Source organism: Streptomyces sp. NPDC025806 (assembly GCF_055558275.1).
Map to the genome: position 1 here is coordinate 300,951 of NZ_JBVHMU010000003.1, position 17,261 is coordinate 318,211.

Sequence of the window (17,261 nt, forward strand, 5' to 3'; positions counted from 1 at the left end):
GGTAGGAGAAGAAGGGCGCCCGTCGTGTTCACGAGCGTATTGATGATCGAGAAGGCCCTGACGTCCGCCGACGTGGAGTTCGTCACGACCTTGCACGGCGACGAAGAGGTCTCCTTCCATGTGCTGCTCCAGCCCCGCGGGGACCAGGCGGACCGCCTGCTGCGGGCCATCGACGACGTCGCGATGGGTGAGCTGGACGAGGCGGCCAAGGAACGCGACGTCCCCGAGGGCGACGACGCCAGAGGCCCCGCCGAGCAGGCCCTCGCGGTCTCGCTCACGGCCCTGCACCAGGCCGGCTGCGCCGCCGAGGGGCGTCTCGTCGAGGACCACCCGCTCGACGCCCTGAAGACCCGGGTGGAGGAGGTCGACGCGGACGAGGTCATCGTCCTGACCGACCCCCACTACGTCGAGGAGTTCTTCCACCGCGACTGGGCCTCCCGAGCCCGCCACAAGGTCGGCGTCCCGGTCCTCAAGCTCTTCTCCCACAGCAAGGCGTAGCGCCTGCCGGCGGGGGCGCGGATCCTTTCCGCCTCGTCCGGCGAGGGGCTCGCCCGCGCGCTCGCCCGGCGGAGGGGGCGAGCCCGTGGCCGGGGTGCCCCGCGCCGCCGTCGCCGCGCCACCCGTACGGTGTCCGCGCCTGAGGCCATCCAGGCCGCGCCCGCGCCGAGCGGTGGTCATTGCCGGCCCGGGTCCCACGGGTGAGGTTCGCGTCGGGCGGCCGCCCGACGGAGGACGCGACCGCCTGGGGGCCCGGCGGGACCGAGGGGATCCGGGCCGGGGTGCGGCGCCGACGGAGGAGTCCGGGTGGGTGGTCGCCCGGCGGAGGGGGCGACCTGCCGGACGATCGGCGGCCCTGGCGACCTCGCCACCGGGCCGCCCACGGCGATCGGCCATCGGTCCCGGCCACGGCCGTGTTCACCGGTCCCGCCCGCGCCCCCGTGCACGGGCCCCGCCCCGTAGCGGCCCTGACCACGGGACCTGCCGACGCCCCTGCTCACCGGGCCTGTCCGCGCCCCCGGCCGAGGGATTGGCCTGCGCCCGTCCGGAGGCCGCGTGTGGCCTTGGCTGTCAGGCCCGCCCGCGACCTCGACCTCGACCACGGGACCTGCCCGCTGCCCCGGCCTCGACCACCGGCCCGCCCGCCCGCGACCTCGACCACTGGGCCCGCCCGTGACCACTGGGCCCGCCCGTGACCACTGGGCCCGCCCGTGCCCCCGTTCACCGAGTCCAGCCACAGCCCCGTCCACCAGCCCCACCGGCCGTCACCCCCACGGCCCCCCTCGACCCGCCGCGTGCTCGTCCTCGCCCCGTGGTGCGGGACGGGGAGTGGTGAGGCAATAGGCTGGGGCCGGTCCGTGGTCGTTGCGAGCGCGGACCCGGCACGGCCGGTACCTCACCGGCACCTCAGAGGACTCAGGGGAGACACACCTATGGCACCGGGCCTTCCTACCGCCATGGACCGACCGCACTTCATCGGCATCGGCGGCGCCGGAATGTCGGGCATCGCCAAGATCCTCACCCAGCGCGGCGCCCGCGTCGCCGGCAGCGACGCGCGTGAGTCCGCGACCGCCGAGGCCCTGCGCGCGCTCGGCGCGACGGTCCACATCGGGCACGACGCCGCGCACGTCGCCCCGGACACCACCGCGATCGTGGTCTCCTCCGCGATCCGCGAGGACAACCCGGAGCTGGCCCGCGCCAAGGAGCTCGGCATCCCGGTCGTGCACCGCTCCGACGCCCTCGCCGCCCTCATGGACGGCCTGCGCCCCATCGCGGTGGCCGGTACCCACGGCAAGACCACCACGACGTCGATGCTCGCGGTGTCCCTGTCCTCCCTCGGCCTGAACCCGTCGTACGCGATCGGCGGCGACCTCGACGCCCCGGGCTCGAACGCGCTGCACGGCGAGGGCGACATCTTCGTCGCCGAGGCCGACGAGTCGGACCGCAGCTTCCACAAGTACACGCCGGAAGTCGCGATCATCCTCAACGTCGAGCTCGACCACCACGCCAACTACGCGTCGATGGACGAGATCTACGACTCCTTCGAGACCTTCACCTCGAAGATCGTCCCCGGCGGCACCCTCGTCATCGCCGCCGATCAGGCGGGCGCCGTCGAGCTCACCCGCCGCATCCGCGACACGACGTCCCTCAAGGTCGTCACGTACGGCGAGTCGGAGTCCTCGGACATCCGCATCCACAAGATCACCCCGCGCGGCCTCACCAGTGAGGTGACGGTTCTGCTCGACGGCAAGCTGCTCACCTTCACCGTCTCGGTCCCCGGCCGCCACTACGCGCACAACGCGGTCGCGGCCCTCGCGGCGGGCGTCGCCCTCGGCATCCCCGCCCGCAACCTCGCCTCCGCGCTCAAGGCGTACACCGGCGTCAAGCGCCGCCTCCAGCTCAAGGGCGAGGTGAACGGCGTGCAGGTCATCGACTCCTACGCCCACCACCCCACCGAGATGACGGCCGACCTGGAGGCCATGCGTTCCGCCGCCGGCGACGCCCGCCTCCTCGTCCTCTTCCAGCCGCACCTCTTCTCCCGCACCCAGGAGCTCGGCAAGGAGATGGGCGACGCCCTGGCCCTCGCCGACGCCTCCGTCGTCCTCGACATCTACCCGGCCCGCGAGGACCCGATCCCGGGCATCACCAGCGCCCTGATCATCGACGCGGCCCGCGCCGCGGGCGCCGACGTGCAGGCCGCGTCCGACAAGGACGCCGCCGTCGCCGCGATCGCGGGAATGGCCAAGCCCGGCGATCTCGTTCTCACCATGGGCGCGGGCGACGTCACGGACCTCGGCCCGCGGATCCTGACCCACCTGGAGGGATGAGCACATGTCGTACGACGTCGAGAAGCCGGACGAGCAGTGGCGCGCGGAGCTGAACCCGGCGGAGTACGCGGTACTGCGCCAGGCCGGCACGGAGCCCGCCTTCGTCGGTGAGTACACGGACACCACGACGCAGGGCGTCTACTCCTGCCGCGCCTGCGGCGCCGAGCTCTTCACGTCCACGGAGAAGTTCGCGTCGCACTGCGGCTGGCCGTCCTTCTACGACCCGAAGGACTCGGACGCCGTGGAGCTGGTCGAGGACCGCTCGCACGGCATGGTGCGCACCGAGGTCCGCTGCTCCCGCTGCGGCTCCCACCTCGGGCACGTCTTCGAGGGCGAGGGCTACGCCACTCCGACGGACCAGCGGTACTGCATCAACTCGATCTCGCTGCGGCTGACGCCGACGGAGTAGCCCGGTCAGCTCCGGACCACCCGGAGCTCCTTGATCCCGTTGATGAAGTTCGACACCAGCCGGCGCGGCGGCTCCGCGAGCCGCAGCTCCGGCGCCGCCCGGCCCAGCTCCTCGTGCAGCACGCGCAGCTGGAGCCGGGCGAAATGGGCGCCCAGGCAGACGTGCGGGCCGTCGCCGAACGAGACGTGCGGGTTCGGGGCGCGGGTCAGGTCCAGGGCGAAGGGGGACGGGAAGACGCGCTCGTCGTGGTTGGCCGAGGCGTGGAAGACCACCACCTTGTCGCCCCGCGCGATGCGCGTGCCCGCGAGCGTTGTGTCCCGCGCGGCGGTGCGGCGGAAGGTCAGTACCGGCGGATGCCGCCGCAGCAGCTCGTCCCCGGCCGTCGTCACATCGACCCGGCCCGAGCGCAGCCGCTCGTACCCGGACGGGTCGTCGGCGAGGAGCGCCACACCGCCCGGGGCCGCGCTGCGCACCGTGTCGTTGCCCGCGATCGTGAGCAGGAAGAAGAACATCTGCCGTTCCGGCGGCGTGAGATCAGGGTCCGTCGCGAGCGTCGTCATGATGTCGTCGGCCGGGTGGGCGCGTTTGTGGGCGGCCAGCTCGTCGGCGTACGCGAACATGTCGGCCAGCGCCGACGGGGAGCGCGGGTTCACCGGCGGGCCGCCCTCCGTGGCCCCGTCCGCCTCGACAGGATCGACAGCCTCGTCAGGGTCCTGGTAGCCGATGACCCGGCGCGTCCAGTGCAGCATCAGGCCCCGGTCGGACTCCGGGACACCGAGCAGGTCCGCGAGATTGAGCAGGGCGTAGTCGTCGGTGACCGTGCCGACCAGGTCGACCGTGTCCGCGCCGTCGGGCTCCAGGGCCTTGGCCAGCAGGGACGCCGCCCGCTCGCGGACCGCGCTCTCGAACGCCTCCACCCGGCGCGGGGTGAACGCCCGGCTGACCAGGCGGCGCAGCCGGCCGTGCGACGGCGGGTCCTGGTTGAGCATCATGCCGCGGATGAACGGCAGGTCCGCCGGGTCCGGGTCGCGGATCTGGGTGGCGCCCAGGAACGACGAGTAGCTCTCCGCGTCCTTGAGGACCCGCACCACGTCCGCGTGCCGGGTCACCGCCCAGAAACCGGGGCCCTCGGGCCAGCCGAGGACCGCCGGTTCCGCCTGCCAGGACACGGGGTGCCGGTCGCGCAGGGCGCGGTACCGGTCGTACGGGACGCCGTGACCGTACAGCCGCGGGTCGAAGACGTCCGGCACCGCGCCGCTCACGCGCCGTCCGCCCGCAGGAAGTCCTCCACCACCCGGATCAGCGCGAGCGGCGTCTCGTCCATCGCGTAGTGGCCGCACACGGCCAGGTCGACGAGCTCGCCGCGGGTGAACCAGCGCAGCCACGTGCCGCGCATCAGCTCCGCCGACAGCGCCGGGTCGAGCTGGCCGGTGACGGTGAGCGCGGGCGTCGTGCAGCCCTCCAGGTCGGCGTGGAAGTCGTCGCCGGTCCACGAGTCGAGCCAGGCACGGAACGCCTTCACGTCGCTGACCGCGAGGGAGCGCTCCACCATCCGGTCCAGCCAGGCCGCCGGGCGGACGCCGCCCGTGGTGACGTCGAGGATCGCGCGCCGGTGCTCCGGCTTCGTGTCCGCGGTGGAAAACAACTCCCACTGCTCGGGCGGGAGTTGCAGACCCGACGCCGGGACCGGCGAGACGCCCGCGAGCCGCCGCACCCGGTGCGGGGCCGTCGCGACGACGCGCTGCGCCACGCTGCCGCCCATCGAGTGCCCGATCAGCGAGAAGCGCTCCCAGCCGAGCCGGTCCGCGAGGTCCAGCACATCGGCCGCGCCCTCGGCCGTCGTGTACGCGCCCGGGGTGTCCTTCGCCTCCCCGTAGCCGCGCAGGTCGACCAGCGCGTACTGGAAGGACGCACGGTCCAGATCGGGGACGACCGGCGCGTAGGCGGAGCGGTCGGCGAACCAGCCGTGCACCGCGATCACCTTGTGCGGACCGTCGCCGTGCAGTGCGTGCGGCAGGACGAAGGAGGAGGCCACGTCGACTCCCGGGGATGAGGGGATGAGGGGCGGTGCCGGACGCCGTCCACGGTGACGCGGGGCCGCGCAGGCCACAAGAGGGCGCGCGGGGGCGATCGGCGACAATGGGGGCGTGACCTCCCGCGAGACCCCCCGCACCACGCCCGACCCGGCCGCCTCCGAGGCCCCCGACACCGCCCGCCGACGCCTCGATCTGGTCGCCGACTGCGGCGACTGCTTCGGCCTGTGCTGCGTCGCGCTGCCCTTCGCCAAGTCCCACGACTTCGCGGCGAACAAAGCGGCGGGCTCGCCCTGCCGCAACCTGCAGGACGACTTCCGGTGCGGCATCCACACCTCGCTGCGCGACCGCGGGTACCCGGGCTGCACCGTCTTCGACTGCTTCGGCGCGGGCCAGAAGGTCTCCCAGGTCACCTACGAAGGCGTCAGCTGGCGCGAACGGCCCGAGACCGCCCGGCAGATGTACGAGGTCTTCCCCGTCATGCGCCATCTGCACGAACTGCTCCGGTACTTGACCGACGTCCTGGACCTCGACCGGGCCCGGCCCGTGCACCGCGACGCCGAGCGGGCCCGCGCCGACCTGGAGCGGCTCACCCGCGCGAGCGCCGAGGAACTGCTCGCCGCCGATGTCCCCGCGATCCGCGACGAGGTCAACACGCTGCTGCTCAAGGCCAGTGACCTCGTCCGCGCGCAGGTGCCGGGCCGCAGGAAGAACCACCGGGGCGCCGACCTCATGGGCGCCCGCCTGCGCAAGGCCGACCTGCGCGGCGCCACGCTGCGCGGAGCGCTCCTCGTCGCCGCCGACCTGACCGGCGCCGACCTGCGCCACGCGGACCTCATCGGCGCCGATCTGCGCGACGCGAACCTCACCGGCGCCGACCTCACCGGCGCCCTCTTCCTCACCCAGGCCCAGCTCAACGCCGCACGCGGCGACGCCACCACGCGCGTGCCGCAGGGGCTGGAGCGGCCCGCGCACTGGGCGTAGGACGGCGAACTAGCCGCACACCGAAGGCAGCGCGCGGGTCAGCGCGTCCGCGTGGAGCGCGTCGAACCCGTGCGTGCGCGCCGCGCGCAGCGCCGCCGAGGTCAGCAGGGGCGTGCAGGCCGGTGACGTACGGCCGGGGGCGCTCGCGCGCAGGGCGTCGAGGAGCGCGACCGTGATGAGGTCGAGCGCCGGGCGGACCTCCTTCGCCAGGTCCGGGCGCTCGGCGGGCCGCTCCTCGGGGTGCGCGTCCCAGCGGGCGTACAGGCCGCGCTGCACCTGCTTGTTGGCCTCGATCTGGTCGCGGAACACGGCCTGCGCCCACCCGGGGTCGAGGCCGAGCGCCGCCGCCCGGCGGGCCACGTCGTCGAGGACCTGCCGCTCGCGCGCCGGGTCGTCGATCGGCGCCGGCGTCCCGTACTTCGCGGCCGCCACCTTGTCGGCGAGCGCGAGCCGGTCCGCCGCGAGCGCGGCGACGTCGGTGAGGGCGTGCGGGGTCGCGGCGGCCGTACGGGGCACGCGCGCGGCGGACGCGGACGCGGGGAGCGCCGCGCCGCCCAGGGCGAGCACGGCGGCGAGGCCCGCGGCGAGCAGGCGCGGGGACAGGGCGGGGCGTACGGACGTCTTCGGCACGGGACGTGTATAGCGCGGCGCATCCGCGAAGTCGCCCCGAACAGGCGTCCGTTCACGCGATAGGACGATCATGTGCCCTGCCGCGGATGGGGGTGCCGGCCCCCGGGTAGGGCCGCGCACATGACTGAGCCGTCCTCGCAGCCGTTCCACCTGCCGCGCTTCTACATGCCGTACCGCGCGCGGCTCAACCCCCACCTCGACGAGGCGCGCGCCCACTCCACCGCGTGGGCGCGCGAGATGGGCATGCTGGAAGGAAGCGGCGTCTGGGAGCAGAGCGACCTCGACGCGCACGACTACGGCCTGCTGTGCGCGCACACCCATCCCGACTGCGACGGCCCCGCCCTGTCGCTGATCACCGACTGGTACGTGTGGGTCTTCTTCTTCGACGACCACTTCCTCGACATGTTCAAGCGCACCAACGACCGGGAGGCCGGGAAGCACCACCTGGAGCGGCTGCCGCTCTTCATGCCGATGGACCTCGCCACGCGCGTGCCCGAGCCGGAGAACCCGGTCGAGGCGGGCCTGATCGACCTGTGGCGGCGCACCGTGCCCGCGATGTCCCTGGACTGGCGGCGCCGCTTCGCCGAGTCGACCGAGCACCTGCTCAACGAGTCGATGTGGGAGCTGTCCAACATCAACGAGGGGCGGATCGCCAACCCCGTCGAGTACATCGAGATGCGCCGCAAGGTGGGCGGCGCCCCCTGGTCGGCCGGACTCGTCGAGTACGCGACCGCCGAGGTCCCCGCCGCCGTCGCCCGCTCCCGGCCCCTGCGCGTCCTCATGGAGACGTTCTCCGACGCCGTCCACCTGCGCAACGACCTCTTCTCCTACGAGCGCGAGGTGCGCGACGAGGGGGAGCTCAGCAACGGCGTCCTCGTCCTGGAGACCTTCTTCGGCTGCACCACCCAGGAGGCGGCCGAGGCCGTCAACGACGTACTGACCTCGCGGCTGCACCAGTTCGAGCACACCGCGCTCACCGAGGTGCCCGCGCTCGCCGCCGAGCACGGGCTCACCCCGGACGAGGTCGCCGCCGTCGCCGCGTACACGCAGGGGCTGGCGGACTGGCAGTCCGGCGGTCACGAGTGGCACATGAAGTCCAGCCGCTACATGAACAAGGAGGCGCCGCCCGCCACCGCGCCCCTGTTCGGACCGACCGGGATCGGCGCCGGGACCACCGACGTGGTCGGCCTCCTCAAGGACCTCGGGGCGCAGCGGCTGCGCGCCTACACGCACGTGCCGTACCAGAAGGTGGGTCCGTCCCGGATCCCCGACATCCACATGCCGTTCACCCTGCGGCTCAACCCGGAACTGGACGGCGCCCGCGCCCGGCTCGTGCCCTGGGCGCACCGGACGGGCATCCTGTCCGAGGGGGTGTGGGACGAGGACAAGCTGGCCTCCTGCGACCTCGCGCTCTGTGCGGCGGGCATCGCCCCCGACAGCGACGCGGACGCGCTCGACCTCAACGCCCAGTGGCTGGCCTGGGGCACGTACGGCGACGACTACTACCCGCTGATCTTCGGGCACCGGCGCGACCTGGCCGCCGCCAAGGCGTGCACGGCCCGGCTGTCCGCCTGCATGCCCGTCGAGGGCGACGAGACGCCGGTGGTGCCGGTCAACGCCGTGGAGCGGGGCCTGATCGACCTGTGGCGGCGCACCACCGCCGCCATGACGCCCGATCAGCGGCGCACCGTGAAGGCGAGCGTCGACGTGATGACGGAGAGCTGGGTGTGGGAGCTCGCCAACCAGATCCAGAACCGGGTCCCCGACCCGGTCGACTACCTGGAGATGCGCCGCGCCACCTTCGGCTCCGACCTCACGATGAACCTGTGCCGCATGGGCCACGGCCCCGCCGTGCCGCCCGAGGTGTACCGCAGCGGACCGGTGCGCGCCCTGGAGAACGCGGCGGTCGACTACGCCTGCCTCCTCAACGACGTGTTCTCGTACCAGAAGGAGATCGAGTACGAGGGGGAGATCCACAACGCGATCCTGGTCGTCCAGACCTTCTTCGGCATCGACTACCCGAAGGCGCTCGCGATCGTGAACGACCTGATGACCCAGCGGATGCGGCAGTTCGAGCACATCGTCGCGCACGAGCTCCGCGTCCTCTACGACGACTTCCGGCTCTCCCGGAAGGCGCGCGCGGTGATGGACGGCTACGTCGAGGACCTGCGGAACTGGACGGCCGGCATCCTCAACTGGCACGCCGAGGTGGACCGTTACCGCGCCGACTACCTGGCCGGCCGCGCCCACGGCTTCGTACCGGACCGGATCCCCGCGCCGCCGCTCGGCGGTTTCCGGAACTTCGCGTCCGGAATGGGTGGTTCAGGGAACTTCGCCGGAACTCGGGTCGTCTAGGGGGGTGAGAGCGCCGCACGGCGTGCCTCACGGCCACTGACCGGCCGTACAACGGGGGAATTCAGGAGAACACACGGGGGTGTTCTTGCCTTGACCGACATCATCGAGCACACACAGACCAGCATCGAGTGCACGCAGTCCGGCACGGCGTCCGACCCGGCCGCCGGGGCGGGGACCGGGGGAGCGGAACTGGCGCCGTACGTGGCGCCGTTGACCGTGCCGCCGGTGCTGCGGCCCGCCGCCGACGACGTGCGCAGGGAGACCGAGATCGCCCTGCGCCCCACCTGGCAGCGGCTGCACCCGCAGCTCCCGCCGACCCTCATGTGGGGGTACGAGGGCACGGTGCCGGGTCCGACCATCGAGGTGCGGCGCGGACAGCGCGTCCGGATCGCGTGGACGAACCGCATACCGAAGGGCGGCCCGTACCCGGTCACGGCGGTGGAGGTGCCCATCGCCGCACCGAGCCCGACCACCCGCCCGGGCCGCGAGGGCGCGCCGCCGAACGAGGACGTGGCGGCCCTGCCCGCCTGGTCCGTGACCCATCTGCACGGCGCCCAGACGGGCGGCGGCAACGACGGCTGGGCGGACAACGCGGTGGGCCCTGGTGACGCCCAGCTCGCCGAGTATCCGAACGACCACCAGGCGGTGCAGTGGTGGTACCACGACCACGCCATGAACATCACGCGGTGGAACGTGCAGACGGGCCTGTACGGCACCTACCTGATCCGTGACGACGAGGAGGACGCCCTCGGCCTGCCCTCCGGGGACCGCGAGATACCGCTCCTGCTCGCCGACCGGAACCTGGACACGGACGAGGACGGGGTGCTCAACGGGCGGCTGCTGCACAAGACCGCCATCGTCCAGGACCGGAACCCGGAGACGGGCAAGCCGGTCTCCATCCCGTTCACCGGCCCGTACACGACGGTCAACGGCCGGATCTGGCCGTACGCCGAGGTGGACCCCGCCTGGTACCGCTTCCGCCTGGTCAACGCGTCGAACGCGCGCATCTTCGACCTCGTGCTCGTCGACGAGGACGGGGAGGTCGTGCCCGGGGCCCTGCAGCAGATCGGCAGCGACGGCGGGCTGCTGCCGCGCCCGGTGCCGGTCGACTTCGAGGGGGCGCTGCCGGTGCTCACGATCGCGCCGGCCGAGCGGATGGACCTCCTGATCGACTTCGGGGCGCTCGCCGGCCGCCGCGTCCGCCTCGTCAACAAGGGGCGCAACGAGGCGCCGGGCGTGCCCGATCCGGCGGGTGACGTGCCGTACCCGCATGTGCTCGAGTTCCGCGTGGGGACCTCGTGCGCCCCGGACCCGTTCACCCTGCCCGAGGTGCTCTCGGGGTCCTTCCGGCGGCTCACGCACGACATCGAGCACGGGCACCGGCTGATCGTGCTCACCCCGCCGGCCACCAAGGGCGGCGGCGGGCACCCCGAGATCTGGGAGATGACCGAGATCGAGGAGCCCGAGGGGCTGAGCCTGCCCGCCGAGGGCATCATCCAGGTCGCCGACGCCGAGGGCACGGTGAAGACGTACCGGCGCACCGCGCGGACGTTCAACGACGGGCTCGGCTTCACCCTCGCCGAGGGCACCCATGAACAGTGGAGCTTCCTGAACCTCGCGGTGAACCCGCCGGTGGTGCACCCCATGCACATCCATCTGGCCGACTTCCAGATCCTCGGCCGCGACGTGTACGACGTCTCCGGCTTCGACGTGACGACGGGCGGCACGGCGAAGCCGGTCCGCCCCGAGCCCGGCGGAGCCGTCCCGCTCCCGCCGAACGAGCAGGGGTACAAGGACGTCTTCCGCGCGCTGCCCGGGCAGATGCTGCGCGTCATGGGGCGCTTCGACGGGGCGTACGGGCGGTTCATGTACCACTGCCACCTGCTGGAGCACGAGGACATGGGGATGATGCGGCCGTTCGTCGTGATGCCGAAGGAGGCGCTGAAGTTCGACCACGGCGCCGGGCACGGGGGAGGTCACGGGGGTCACGGGGGATAGGCGGGGCGGTCGTGCCGGGCCGTGATCGAGCACGGCCCGGCATGCTCACTCGTTCGAGGAACGTGACGCGTCCGCCCGGAGGGTAGAGCTCCGGCCGGGGGGACGGGCGAGCCACGGAGGCGAGCGAGTGAGGGAACAGACCGCGTTGCGTCCCAAGTCCCTGCCGGGTTCCGGCCCGGCCGGAGGATCTGATGGTTCCGGGGGTTCCGGCGGCCCGGCCCGGGAGTCGCCGCCCAAGCGTCGGCCGCACGCGGCGCGACGGCGCGGCCGACGGCTCGTCACCTGGCTGACCGGGCTGTGCTGCGCCGTGGTCCTGGTGCTCGCCGGGATCGGCCTCGGCACCGTCGGGGCCGGTGTCATCGCGCTGAGCAGGATGGCCGAGATGCGGGAGGCACAGCAGTCGGCGCCCTCGGGGCCGGCGGGGATGCCGGGACCGTCAGGGGTGCCTGGAGCGTCGGGGGTGCCGGGAGTGTCGGGACCGGCGTCCGCGCGGCCGTCCGGACCGTCGGCGCCGGGCCCGGCCCCGGCGGCGGCGCGCGGCAGTCTCGGCGTGGAGGTCGTCGACGCGCCGGGCGGGCCGGGGGCGCTGGTCGTGGCGGTGCATGTGCCGGGGCCCGGATACACGGCGGGGCTGGTGCGCGGGGACGTGCTCCTCGGGCTGGGGGCGGACACGATCGGCTCGGCGAGCGACCTCGCCGCCCTCGTCGCGGACGCCCGGCCCGGCCGCGAGCTGCGCGTGAAGGTCCGTCACGAGGGCGGCGGGCGGCAGGATCTGACGGTCGTGCCCGGCGTCGTCACATGAGGCCCTCCGGCCCGGGCGCACCGGGGTCAGACCGTGCGGAAATGGGTCGTCAGACGGTGCTCGTCGTCCAGGACATGGAAGGCGAGGCCCACCGGCGCGTCCCGGTCCGCGATCTGCTCGCCCTCCCAGGGAAGGCGCAGGGTCCAGGTGACGCCCGGGCCCACGAGCAGCGGCCGGCCCGCGAAGGAGGTCGCCGCCGGGCTGTGGGCGTGGCCGGTGATCAGCGCGGCGATCTCCGGGCGCCGCTCCAGGAGCCGGGCGAGCCGGCCCGGGCGGCCCAGCGGGTAGCGGTCCGGGAGCGGGTGGTGCAGGGCGGCAGGCGGGTGGTGGAAGGCGAGCAGCACCGGGGTGCCGCCGTCCAGGGCGTCGAGCTCCGCCTCGATCCAGGCGTACGTCGTCTCGTCCAGGTCGCCCTCGTCGGCGCCCGGCACGCTGGAGTCGCACATCAGGAGCGCGGCGCCGCCGATCCGGTGCGCCCGGTTCACGGGACCGTCCGCCGGGGGCTCGCCCAGCAGGGCCTTGCGGTAGGCGGAGCGCACGTCGTGGTTGCCGGGGCAGGGCAGGACCGGGAAGGGCAGGGCGGGCCCGCCGCGCAGTCCGAGCAGCGCGGCGGCCTCCTCGTACTCGGACTCGGCGCCGTGGTCGGCGATGTCGCCGGTGACCAGCAGGGCGTCGACCGGTCCCGGCAGCGCCCGCAGATGGTCCGTCACCCGCCGGGCCCGCTCGGTCGCGCGCGGCGTGCCGTCGAGGTGCAGATCGCTGATCTGGGCGAGTACGAGCATGACGGGAGGTCCTCCATGGGCTGAGACGGCGCGGTGCGTGCCGATATGTTCCGACGTGCTTCTAACGGGTCGGCTCGATTCAAGCATTAGTCGTAATGGTTGGGCAATCATCAACCGTTGGTCGGGGTGGGTTCGGGGCCGCAGGTGCGGGAACGGACTCGCGCGGTCCCGTGAGGGCGGGCAGGATGCTGCCCGTGGACGTATCGTTCCGCTCCGCGACGATCTCGCGATGGACACCGCTCGCCGTATGGAGGCACCGGACATGACGACCGGCACACCCGCGCCCTTCACCGCCGCCGACTACAAGGCCCGGATGGACCGTGCCGCGCAGTCCGCCGCCGACGCCGGGCTCGCCGGAGTGCTCGTCGCACCCGGCCCCGACCTGGTCTGGCTCACCGGCTACCACGTGACCGCCGAGACCGAGCGGCTCACCCTCCTGGTCCTCGCCGCGGGCCAGGAGCCCACGCTCGTCGTGCCGACCCTGGAGGCACCCGACGCCGCCCGGTCCGCCGGCGCCGACGCGATGACCCTGCGCGACTGGACCGACGGCAAGAACCCGTACGAGGTCACGGCCCCGCTGCTGGACCGCGCGGGCCGCTTCGGCGTCAGCGACAACGCCTGGGCCATGCACCTGCTCGGGCTCCAGAAGACGCTGCCCGACAGCTCCTACGTGTCCCTCACCGAATCCCTGCCGATGCTGCGCGCCGTCAAGGACGCCGCCGAGCTGGAGCGGCTCGCGGCGGCCGGCGCCGCCGCCGACGCGACGTACGAGGAGATCAAGAAGGTCGCCTTCGCGGGGCGCAAGGAGAACGACATCGCGCGTGACCTGTCCGACCTGCTCAAGCGGTTCGGGCACTCGCAGGTCGACTTCACCGTCGTCGGCTCCGGGCCCAACGGCGCGAATCCGCACCACGAGGCGGGCGAGCGGGTCATCGAGCGCGGCGACATGATCGTCCTCGACTTCGGCGGCCTCAAGCACGGCTACGGCTCCGACACCAGCCGCACCGTGCACGTCGGCGAACCCACCGCCGAGGAGCGCGAGGTGCACGACATCGTGCGCGCCGCGCAGAGCGCCGCCTGCGAGGCCGTGCGGCCCGGCATCGCCTGCCAGGACGTCGACCGCGTCGCCCGCAAGGTCATCACCGACGCCGGGTACGGCGAGTACTTCATCCACCGCACCGGCCACGGCATCGGCGTCACCACGCACGAACCCCCGTACATGATCGAGGGGGAGGAGCAGGAGCTCGTGCCCGGCATGTGCTTCTCCGTCGAACCCGGCATCTACCTGCCCGGCCGCTTCGGTGTGCGGATCGAGGACATCGTCACCGTCACCCCGGACGGCGGCCGGCGCCTCAACGCCACCGCGCGGGACATGGCGATCGTGGACTGATCCGCCGTGCCGCCGACCCCGGTCCCCACCGACGAGACGGTGCGCCGCGTCCTGAAGAGCCTGCTCCCGGAGGGCGGCGCCACCGCCGAGGTACGCCCTGTCGAAGCGCCCGGCGCCGGTGGCGCGGGGGTGGTCTCCTGGTGGGTCGGCGACCGGCACGTGCTGCGGCTCGCGCTGGACGCGCGGGCATCGCAGTGGCTGCGGCGCGAGGTGCGGCTGCGCGACCTCGTCCGCCCGCACCTGCCCGTCGCGCTGCCCGTCGGTGTCGCGGCGGGGGAGTGGGCGCCCGGGCTCGTCTGCGCCGTCGAGACCCGAGTGCCCGGCGAACCGGCCCGGGTCCAGGACGTCACCGCGCTCGGCGAGGAGGACCTCGCCGGACTGCTCACGGGGCTGCGCGCCGTCCCCGTCGAACGGGCCGTGCCCCTGGGCGTGCCCACCGTCGCGCCGCGGTCCCTGGAGAACGTACGCCGGGAGGCCGCAGGCGCGGCACAACGGCTCGACGAGCAGGGGGAGTTCGACGCGGCGCGGCTGCGGCAGTTCACGGCGCGGGCCGTCGCCCAGCTCGGGCCGCAGTCCGGGGCGGCGCTCATCCATCACGGGCTCACGGAGGAGCGGCTGCGGGTGGCCGCGGACGGGCATGTGCGCGGGGTGCTCGGGTGGGGCGACGCGGTGATCGGTGACGTGGCCGAGGACATTGCCGGTCTGGTCGTGTCCGTGGGAGCGCGGGCCGCGGTGCGGGCGGCGACCCTCGCCGGGTGCGGGGCGCGGATCTGTCTGCGGGGGCTCTGGCTCGGGCGCTGTGACGTGCTGGTGGGGCTGGATCGGGGGGTGGAGACGGGTCGCTGGGGCCGCGGGGTCGAACGGGCCTGGGAGCCCATTCTTCTTGAGCTGGTGTCGGAGTGACCCGGGGTTTCCCGACCACGCGCCGTAGCTCCGCCGCCCGGATCTCGACCACCGGCCGGTGGGGCTTCTCGCGCAGTTCCCCGCGCCCCTGAAAGGCTGCGGCTTCGCCGCGCCTTCCCCAGATGAAAGGCGCCCCGCACCTTGATCGGGGAAATGCGACCCGAAGGGTCTGCATTTCAGGGGCGCGGGGAACTGCGCGAGAAGCCCCACCGGAGCCGCAGCCGCGATGAACGCGCAACCCCCTACGGCGCCTCGGCGATCACGCACGCATGAGGCGGCACCGTCAGAACTCCCTCCGCACCGACCCCCTCCACCCGCTCCCACGCGGCCAGCACCCGCGCGACAGGACGACCGAGCGGAATCGACACCGGCACCTCGGACAGATTCACCGCCACCCGCACATCCCCCCGCCGATAGGCGATCCACCGACCCGCCTCGTCGAAGGCGACCCGCACCGCCGCGAGATCCGGATCCCGCAGATCCGCCCGCTCCCGCCGGAGTGCGATGAGCTCCCGGTACCAGGCGAGCACGCGCGCGTGCTCGCCGACCGACCGCTCCGAGCGGTCCAGACACGACCGCTCCCGCGTCGCCGGATCCTGCGGATCGGGAACATCCGCCTCCGCCCAGCCGTGCGCCGCGAACTCCCGCCGCCGCCCCTTGCGCACCGCGTCCGCGAGCGCCGGATCCGTGTGGTCCGTGAAGTACTGCCAGGGCGTGCTCGCCGCCCACTCCTCGCCCATGAACAGCATCGGTGTGGCCGGTCCCGTCAGCACGAGCGCCGCCGCGCACGCCAGCAGCCCGGGCCCGGCGAGCGCGGAGAGCCGCTCGCCCCGCGCCCGGTTGCCGACCTGGTCGTGGGTCTGGGTCGCGGCGACGAGCCGGTGCGCGGGCATCCGGGCCCGGTCGACCGGGCGCCCGTGGTGCCGCCCCCGGAACGTCGAGTACGTGCCGTCGTGGAAGAAGCCGTGTGTCAGCGTCTTCGCCAGTGCCGCCATCGGAGCCCGCGCGAAGTCCTCGTAGTAGCCCTGCCGTTCGCCCGTCACGGCGGCGTGCACCGCGTGATGGACGTCGTCGTTCCACTGCCCGTGCAGCCCGATCCCGCCCTCCTCGCGCGGCGTGACGAGCCGCGGGTCGGCCAGGTCGGACTCGCCGATCAGGAACAGCGGCCGGCCGAGTTCCACGGCGAGCGCGTCCACGGCCGTCGACAGCTCCTCCAGGAACGGCAGCGCGCGCCGGTCCCGCAGCTCGTGCACCGCGTCCAGGCGGAGCCCGTCGAGCCGGTAGTCGCGCAGCCAGGCCAGTGCGCTGCCGACGAAGTAGTCCCGCACCTCGTCGGAGCCGGGCGCGTCCAGGTTCACCGCGTCGCCCCACGGGGTGCGCGCCGTGTCCGTGAAGTACGGGCCGAACGCCGCCAGATGGTTCCCGGACGGGCCCAGATGGTTGTGCACCACGTCGAGGACGACCCCGAGCCCGAGCTCGTGCGCCGCGTCGGCAAAGCGCTTCAGCGCCTCGGGTCCGCCGTACGGCTCGTGCACCGCCCACGGGGCGACCCCGTCGTAGCCCCAGCCGTGCCGCCCCGGCATCGGGCACAGCGGCATCAGCTCGATGTGCGTCACGCCCAGCTCGGCCAGCTCTCCCAGGTGCGCGGCAGCCGCGTCGAGCGTGCCCTCCCGCGTGTACGTGCCGATGTGCAGCTCGTAGAGCACGGCTCCGGGCAGCCCCTGCCCGGCCCCGTCCGTACGCCACACATAGCGGTCGTGGTCGACCACCGCGCTCAGCCCGTCCGGGCCGTCCGGCTGGCGGCGCGAGCGCGGGTCGGGCAGCACCGGGCCGTCGTCGAGCGCGAACCCGTACCGCGCGCCGTCCGACGCCTCCGCCTCGCCCGCCCACCAGCCGGCTCTCCCGCTCACCCGCGCCAACGCGCGCGTGGCGCCCTCGCAGTGCAGCGTGACCCGCTCGGCCTGTGGTGCCCACACCTCGAACTGCACGGAGCGTTCTCCTCGCGATCAGACGGTGACGAGGGATCCATCGTGCGCCAGGAATGATCCCCACGGGGTGGATTCACCCGGGCCCGGCGCCGAATCGTCAGGGTACGGACACGACGCATTTCGTTTTCTGGACACTCCGCCCTCCGCTGCCCGACAATCGCG

General features: G+C 73.5%; 14 protein-coding genes. 9 read left to right on the forward strand and 5 right to left on the reverse strand.

Annotated elements, in window-relative coordinates; all coding sequences use genetic code 11:
- Positions 1-24: 24 nt before the first annotated feature.
- The 3 genes from ACZ4E1_RS08425 (at position 25) to msrB (ending at position 3,234) form a co-directional block, all read left to right on the forward strand.
- Positions 25-498, forward strand: coding sequence for an indole-3-glycerol phosphate synthase (locus ACZ4E1_RS08425; RefSeq protein WP_467537044.1), 474 nt, complete (start codon positions 25-27; stop codon positions 496-498).
- 932 nt (positions 499-1,430) lie between these two features.
- Positions 1,431-2,825: a UDP-N-acetylmuramate--L-alanine ligase gene (gene murC / locus ACZ4E1_RS08430; protein WP_467537046.1), complete on the forward strand. Its 1,395-nt coding sequence runs from the start codon at positions 1,431-1,433 to the stop codon at positions 2,823-2,825.
- A gap of 4 nt (positions 2,826-2,829) precedes the next feature.
- Entirely contained in the window at positions 2,830-3,234 is a 405-nt protein-coding gene (gene msrB, locus ACZ4E1_RS08435) for a peptide-methionine (R)-S-oxide reductase MsrB (protein WP_467537049.1), read from the forward strand.
- 5 nt (positions 3,235-3,239) lie between these two features.
- On the opposite strand, the gene ACZ4E1_RS08440 is transcribed toward msrB, so the two are convergent.
- Complete coding sequence (locus tag ACZ4E1_RS08440; RefSeq protein ID WP_467537051.1) at positions 3,240-4,496, reverse strand: cytochrome P450; 1,257 nt, start codon at positions 4,494-4,496, stop codon at positions 3,240-3,242.
- Entirely contained in the window at positions 4,493-5,269 is a 777-nt protein-coding gene (locus ACZ4E1_RS08445) for an alpha/beta fold hydrolase (protein WP_467537054.1), read from the reverse strand. Before ACZ4E1_RS08445 ends, ACZ4E1_RS08440 begins: the two co-directional genes overlap by 4 nt.
- A gap of 193 nt (positions 5,270-5,462) precedes the next feature.
- On the opposite strand from ACZ4E1_RS08445, the gene ACZ4E1_RS08450 reads away from it, so the two are divergent.
- Positions 5,463-6,251: a pentapeptide repeat-containing protein gene (locus ACZ4E1_RS08450; protein WP_467537599.1), complete on the forward strand. Its 789-nt coding sequence runs from the start codon at positions 5,463-5,465 to the stop codon at positions 6,249-6,251.
- Positions 6,252-6,260: 9 nt separating this feature from the next.
- Here the strand turns inward: ACZ4E1_RS08450 and ACZ4E1_RS08455 are convergent, their stop codons facing one another.
- The gene (locus ACZ4E1_RS08455) at positions 6,261-6,881 is read right to left on the reverse strand and encodes a chorismate mutase (protein ID WP_467537055.1); all 621 of its coding nucleotides are present in this window, start codon (positions 6,879-6,881) and stop codon (positions 6,261-6,263) included.
- 120 nt (positions 6,882-7,001) lie between these two features.
- Between ACZ4E1_RS08455 and cyc2 the strand changes: the two genes are divergently transcribed.
- From cyc2 to ACZ4E1_RS08470, 3 genes are all read left to right on the forward strand, one after another.
- Complete coding sequence (gene cyc2, locus ACZ4E1_RS08460; protein ID WP_467537057.1) at positions 7,002-9,236, forward strand: germacradienol/geosmin synthase Cyc2; 2,235 nt, start codon at positions 7,002-7,004, stop codon at positions 9,234-9,236.
- 90 nt (positions 9,237-9,326) lie between these two features.
- Positions 9,327-11,234, forward strand: a complete 1,908-nt coding sequence (gene phsA, locus ACZ4E1_RS08465; RefSeq protein ID WP_467537059.1) for an O-aminophenol oxidase PhsA — start codon at positions 9,327-9,329, stop codon at positions 11,232-11,234.
- Positions 11,235-11,361: 127 nt separating this feature from the next.
- A complete protein-coding gene (locus ACZ4E1_RS08470) occupies positions 11,362-12,036 on the forward strand; it encodes a PDZ domain-containing protein (RefSeq protein WP_467537061.1) in 675 nt (224 codons plus the stop codon).
- A gap of 26 nt (positions 12,037-12,062) precedes the next feature.
- Here ACZ4E1_RS08470 and ACZ4E1_RS08475 read toward each other — a convergent pair whose 3' ends face one another.
- The gene (locus ACZ4E1_RS08475; RefSeq protein WP_467537063.1) at positions 12,063-12,818 is read right to left on the reverse strand and encodes a metallophosphoesterase; all 756 of its coding nucleotides are present in this window, start codon (positions 12,816-12,818) and stop codon (positions 12,063-12,065) included.
- A gap of 262 nt (positions 12,819-13,080) precedes the next feature.
- On the opposite strand from ACZ4E1_RS08475, the gene ACZ4E1_RS08480 reads away from it, so the two are divergent.
- Together ACZ4E1_RS08480 and ACZ4E1_RS08485 are read left to right on the forward strand one after the other, a co-directional pair.
- A complete protein-coding gene (locus ACZ4E1_RS08480; RefSeq protein ID WP_467537064.1) occupies positions 13,081-14,208 on the forward strand; it encodes an aminopeptidase P family protein in 1,128 nt (375 codons plus the stop codon).
- 6 nt (positions 14,209-14,214) lie between these two features.
- A complete protein-coding gene (locus tag ACZ4E1_RS08485; RefSeq protein WP_467537066.1) occupies positions 14,215-15,111 on the forward strand; it encodes an aminoglycoside phosphotransferase family protein in 897 nt (298 codons plus the stop codon).
- A gap of 242 nt (positions 15,112-15,353) precedes the next feature.
- On the opposite strand, the gene treZ is transcribed toward ACZ4E1_RS08485, so the two are convergent.
- Positions 15,354-17,099, reverse strand: coding sequence for a malto-oligosyltrehalose trehalohydrolase (gene treZ, locus ACZ4E1_RS08490; RefSeq protein WP_467537068.1), 1,746 nt, complete (start codon positions 17,097-17,099; stop codon positions 15,354-15,356).
- Positions 17,100-17,261 lie beyond the last annotated feature (162 nt).

Bases quoted from the DNA above. Each gene is read 5' to 3' on its own strand.
- murC (WP_467537046.1), top strand. From the start codon at position 1,431: ATGGCACCGGGCCTTCCTACCGCCATGGACCGACCGCACTTCATCGGC.
- msrB (WP_467537049.1), top strand. From the start codon at position 2,830: ATGTCGTACGACGTCGAGAAGCCGGACGAGCAGTGGCGCGCGGAGCTG.
- cyc2 (WP_467537057.1), top strand. From the start codon at position 7,002: ATGACTGAGCCGTCCTCGCAGCCGTTCCACCTGCCGCGCTTCTACATG.
- ACZ4E1_RS08475 (WP_467537063.1), bottom strand. From the start codon at position 12,818: ATGCTCGTACTCGCCCAGATCAGCGATCTGCACCTCGACGGCACGCCG.
- ACZ4E1_RS08480 (WP_467537064.1), top strand. From the start codon at position 13,081: ATGACGACCGGCACACCCGCGCCCTTCACCGCCGCCGACTACAAGGCC.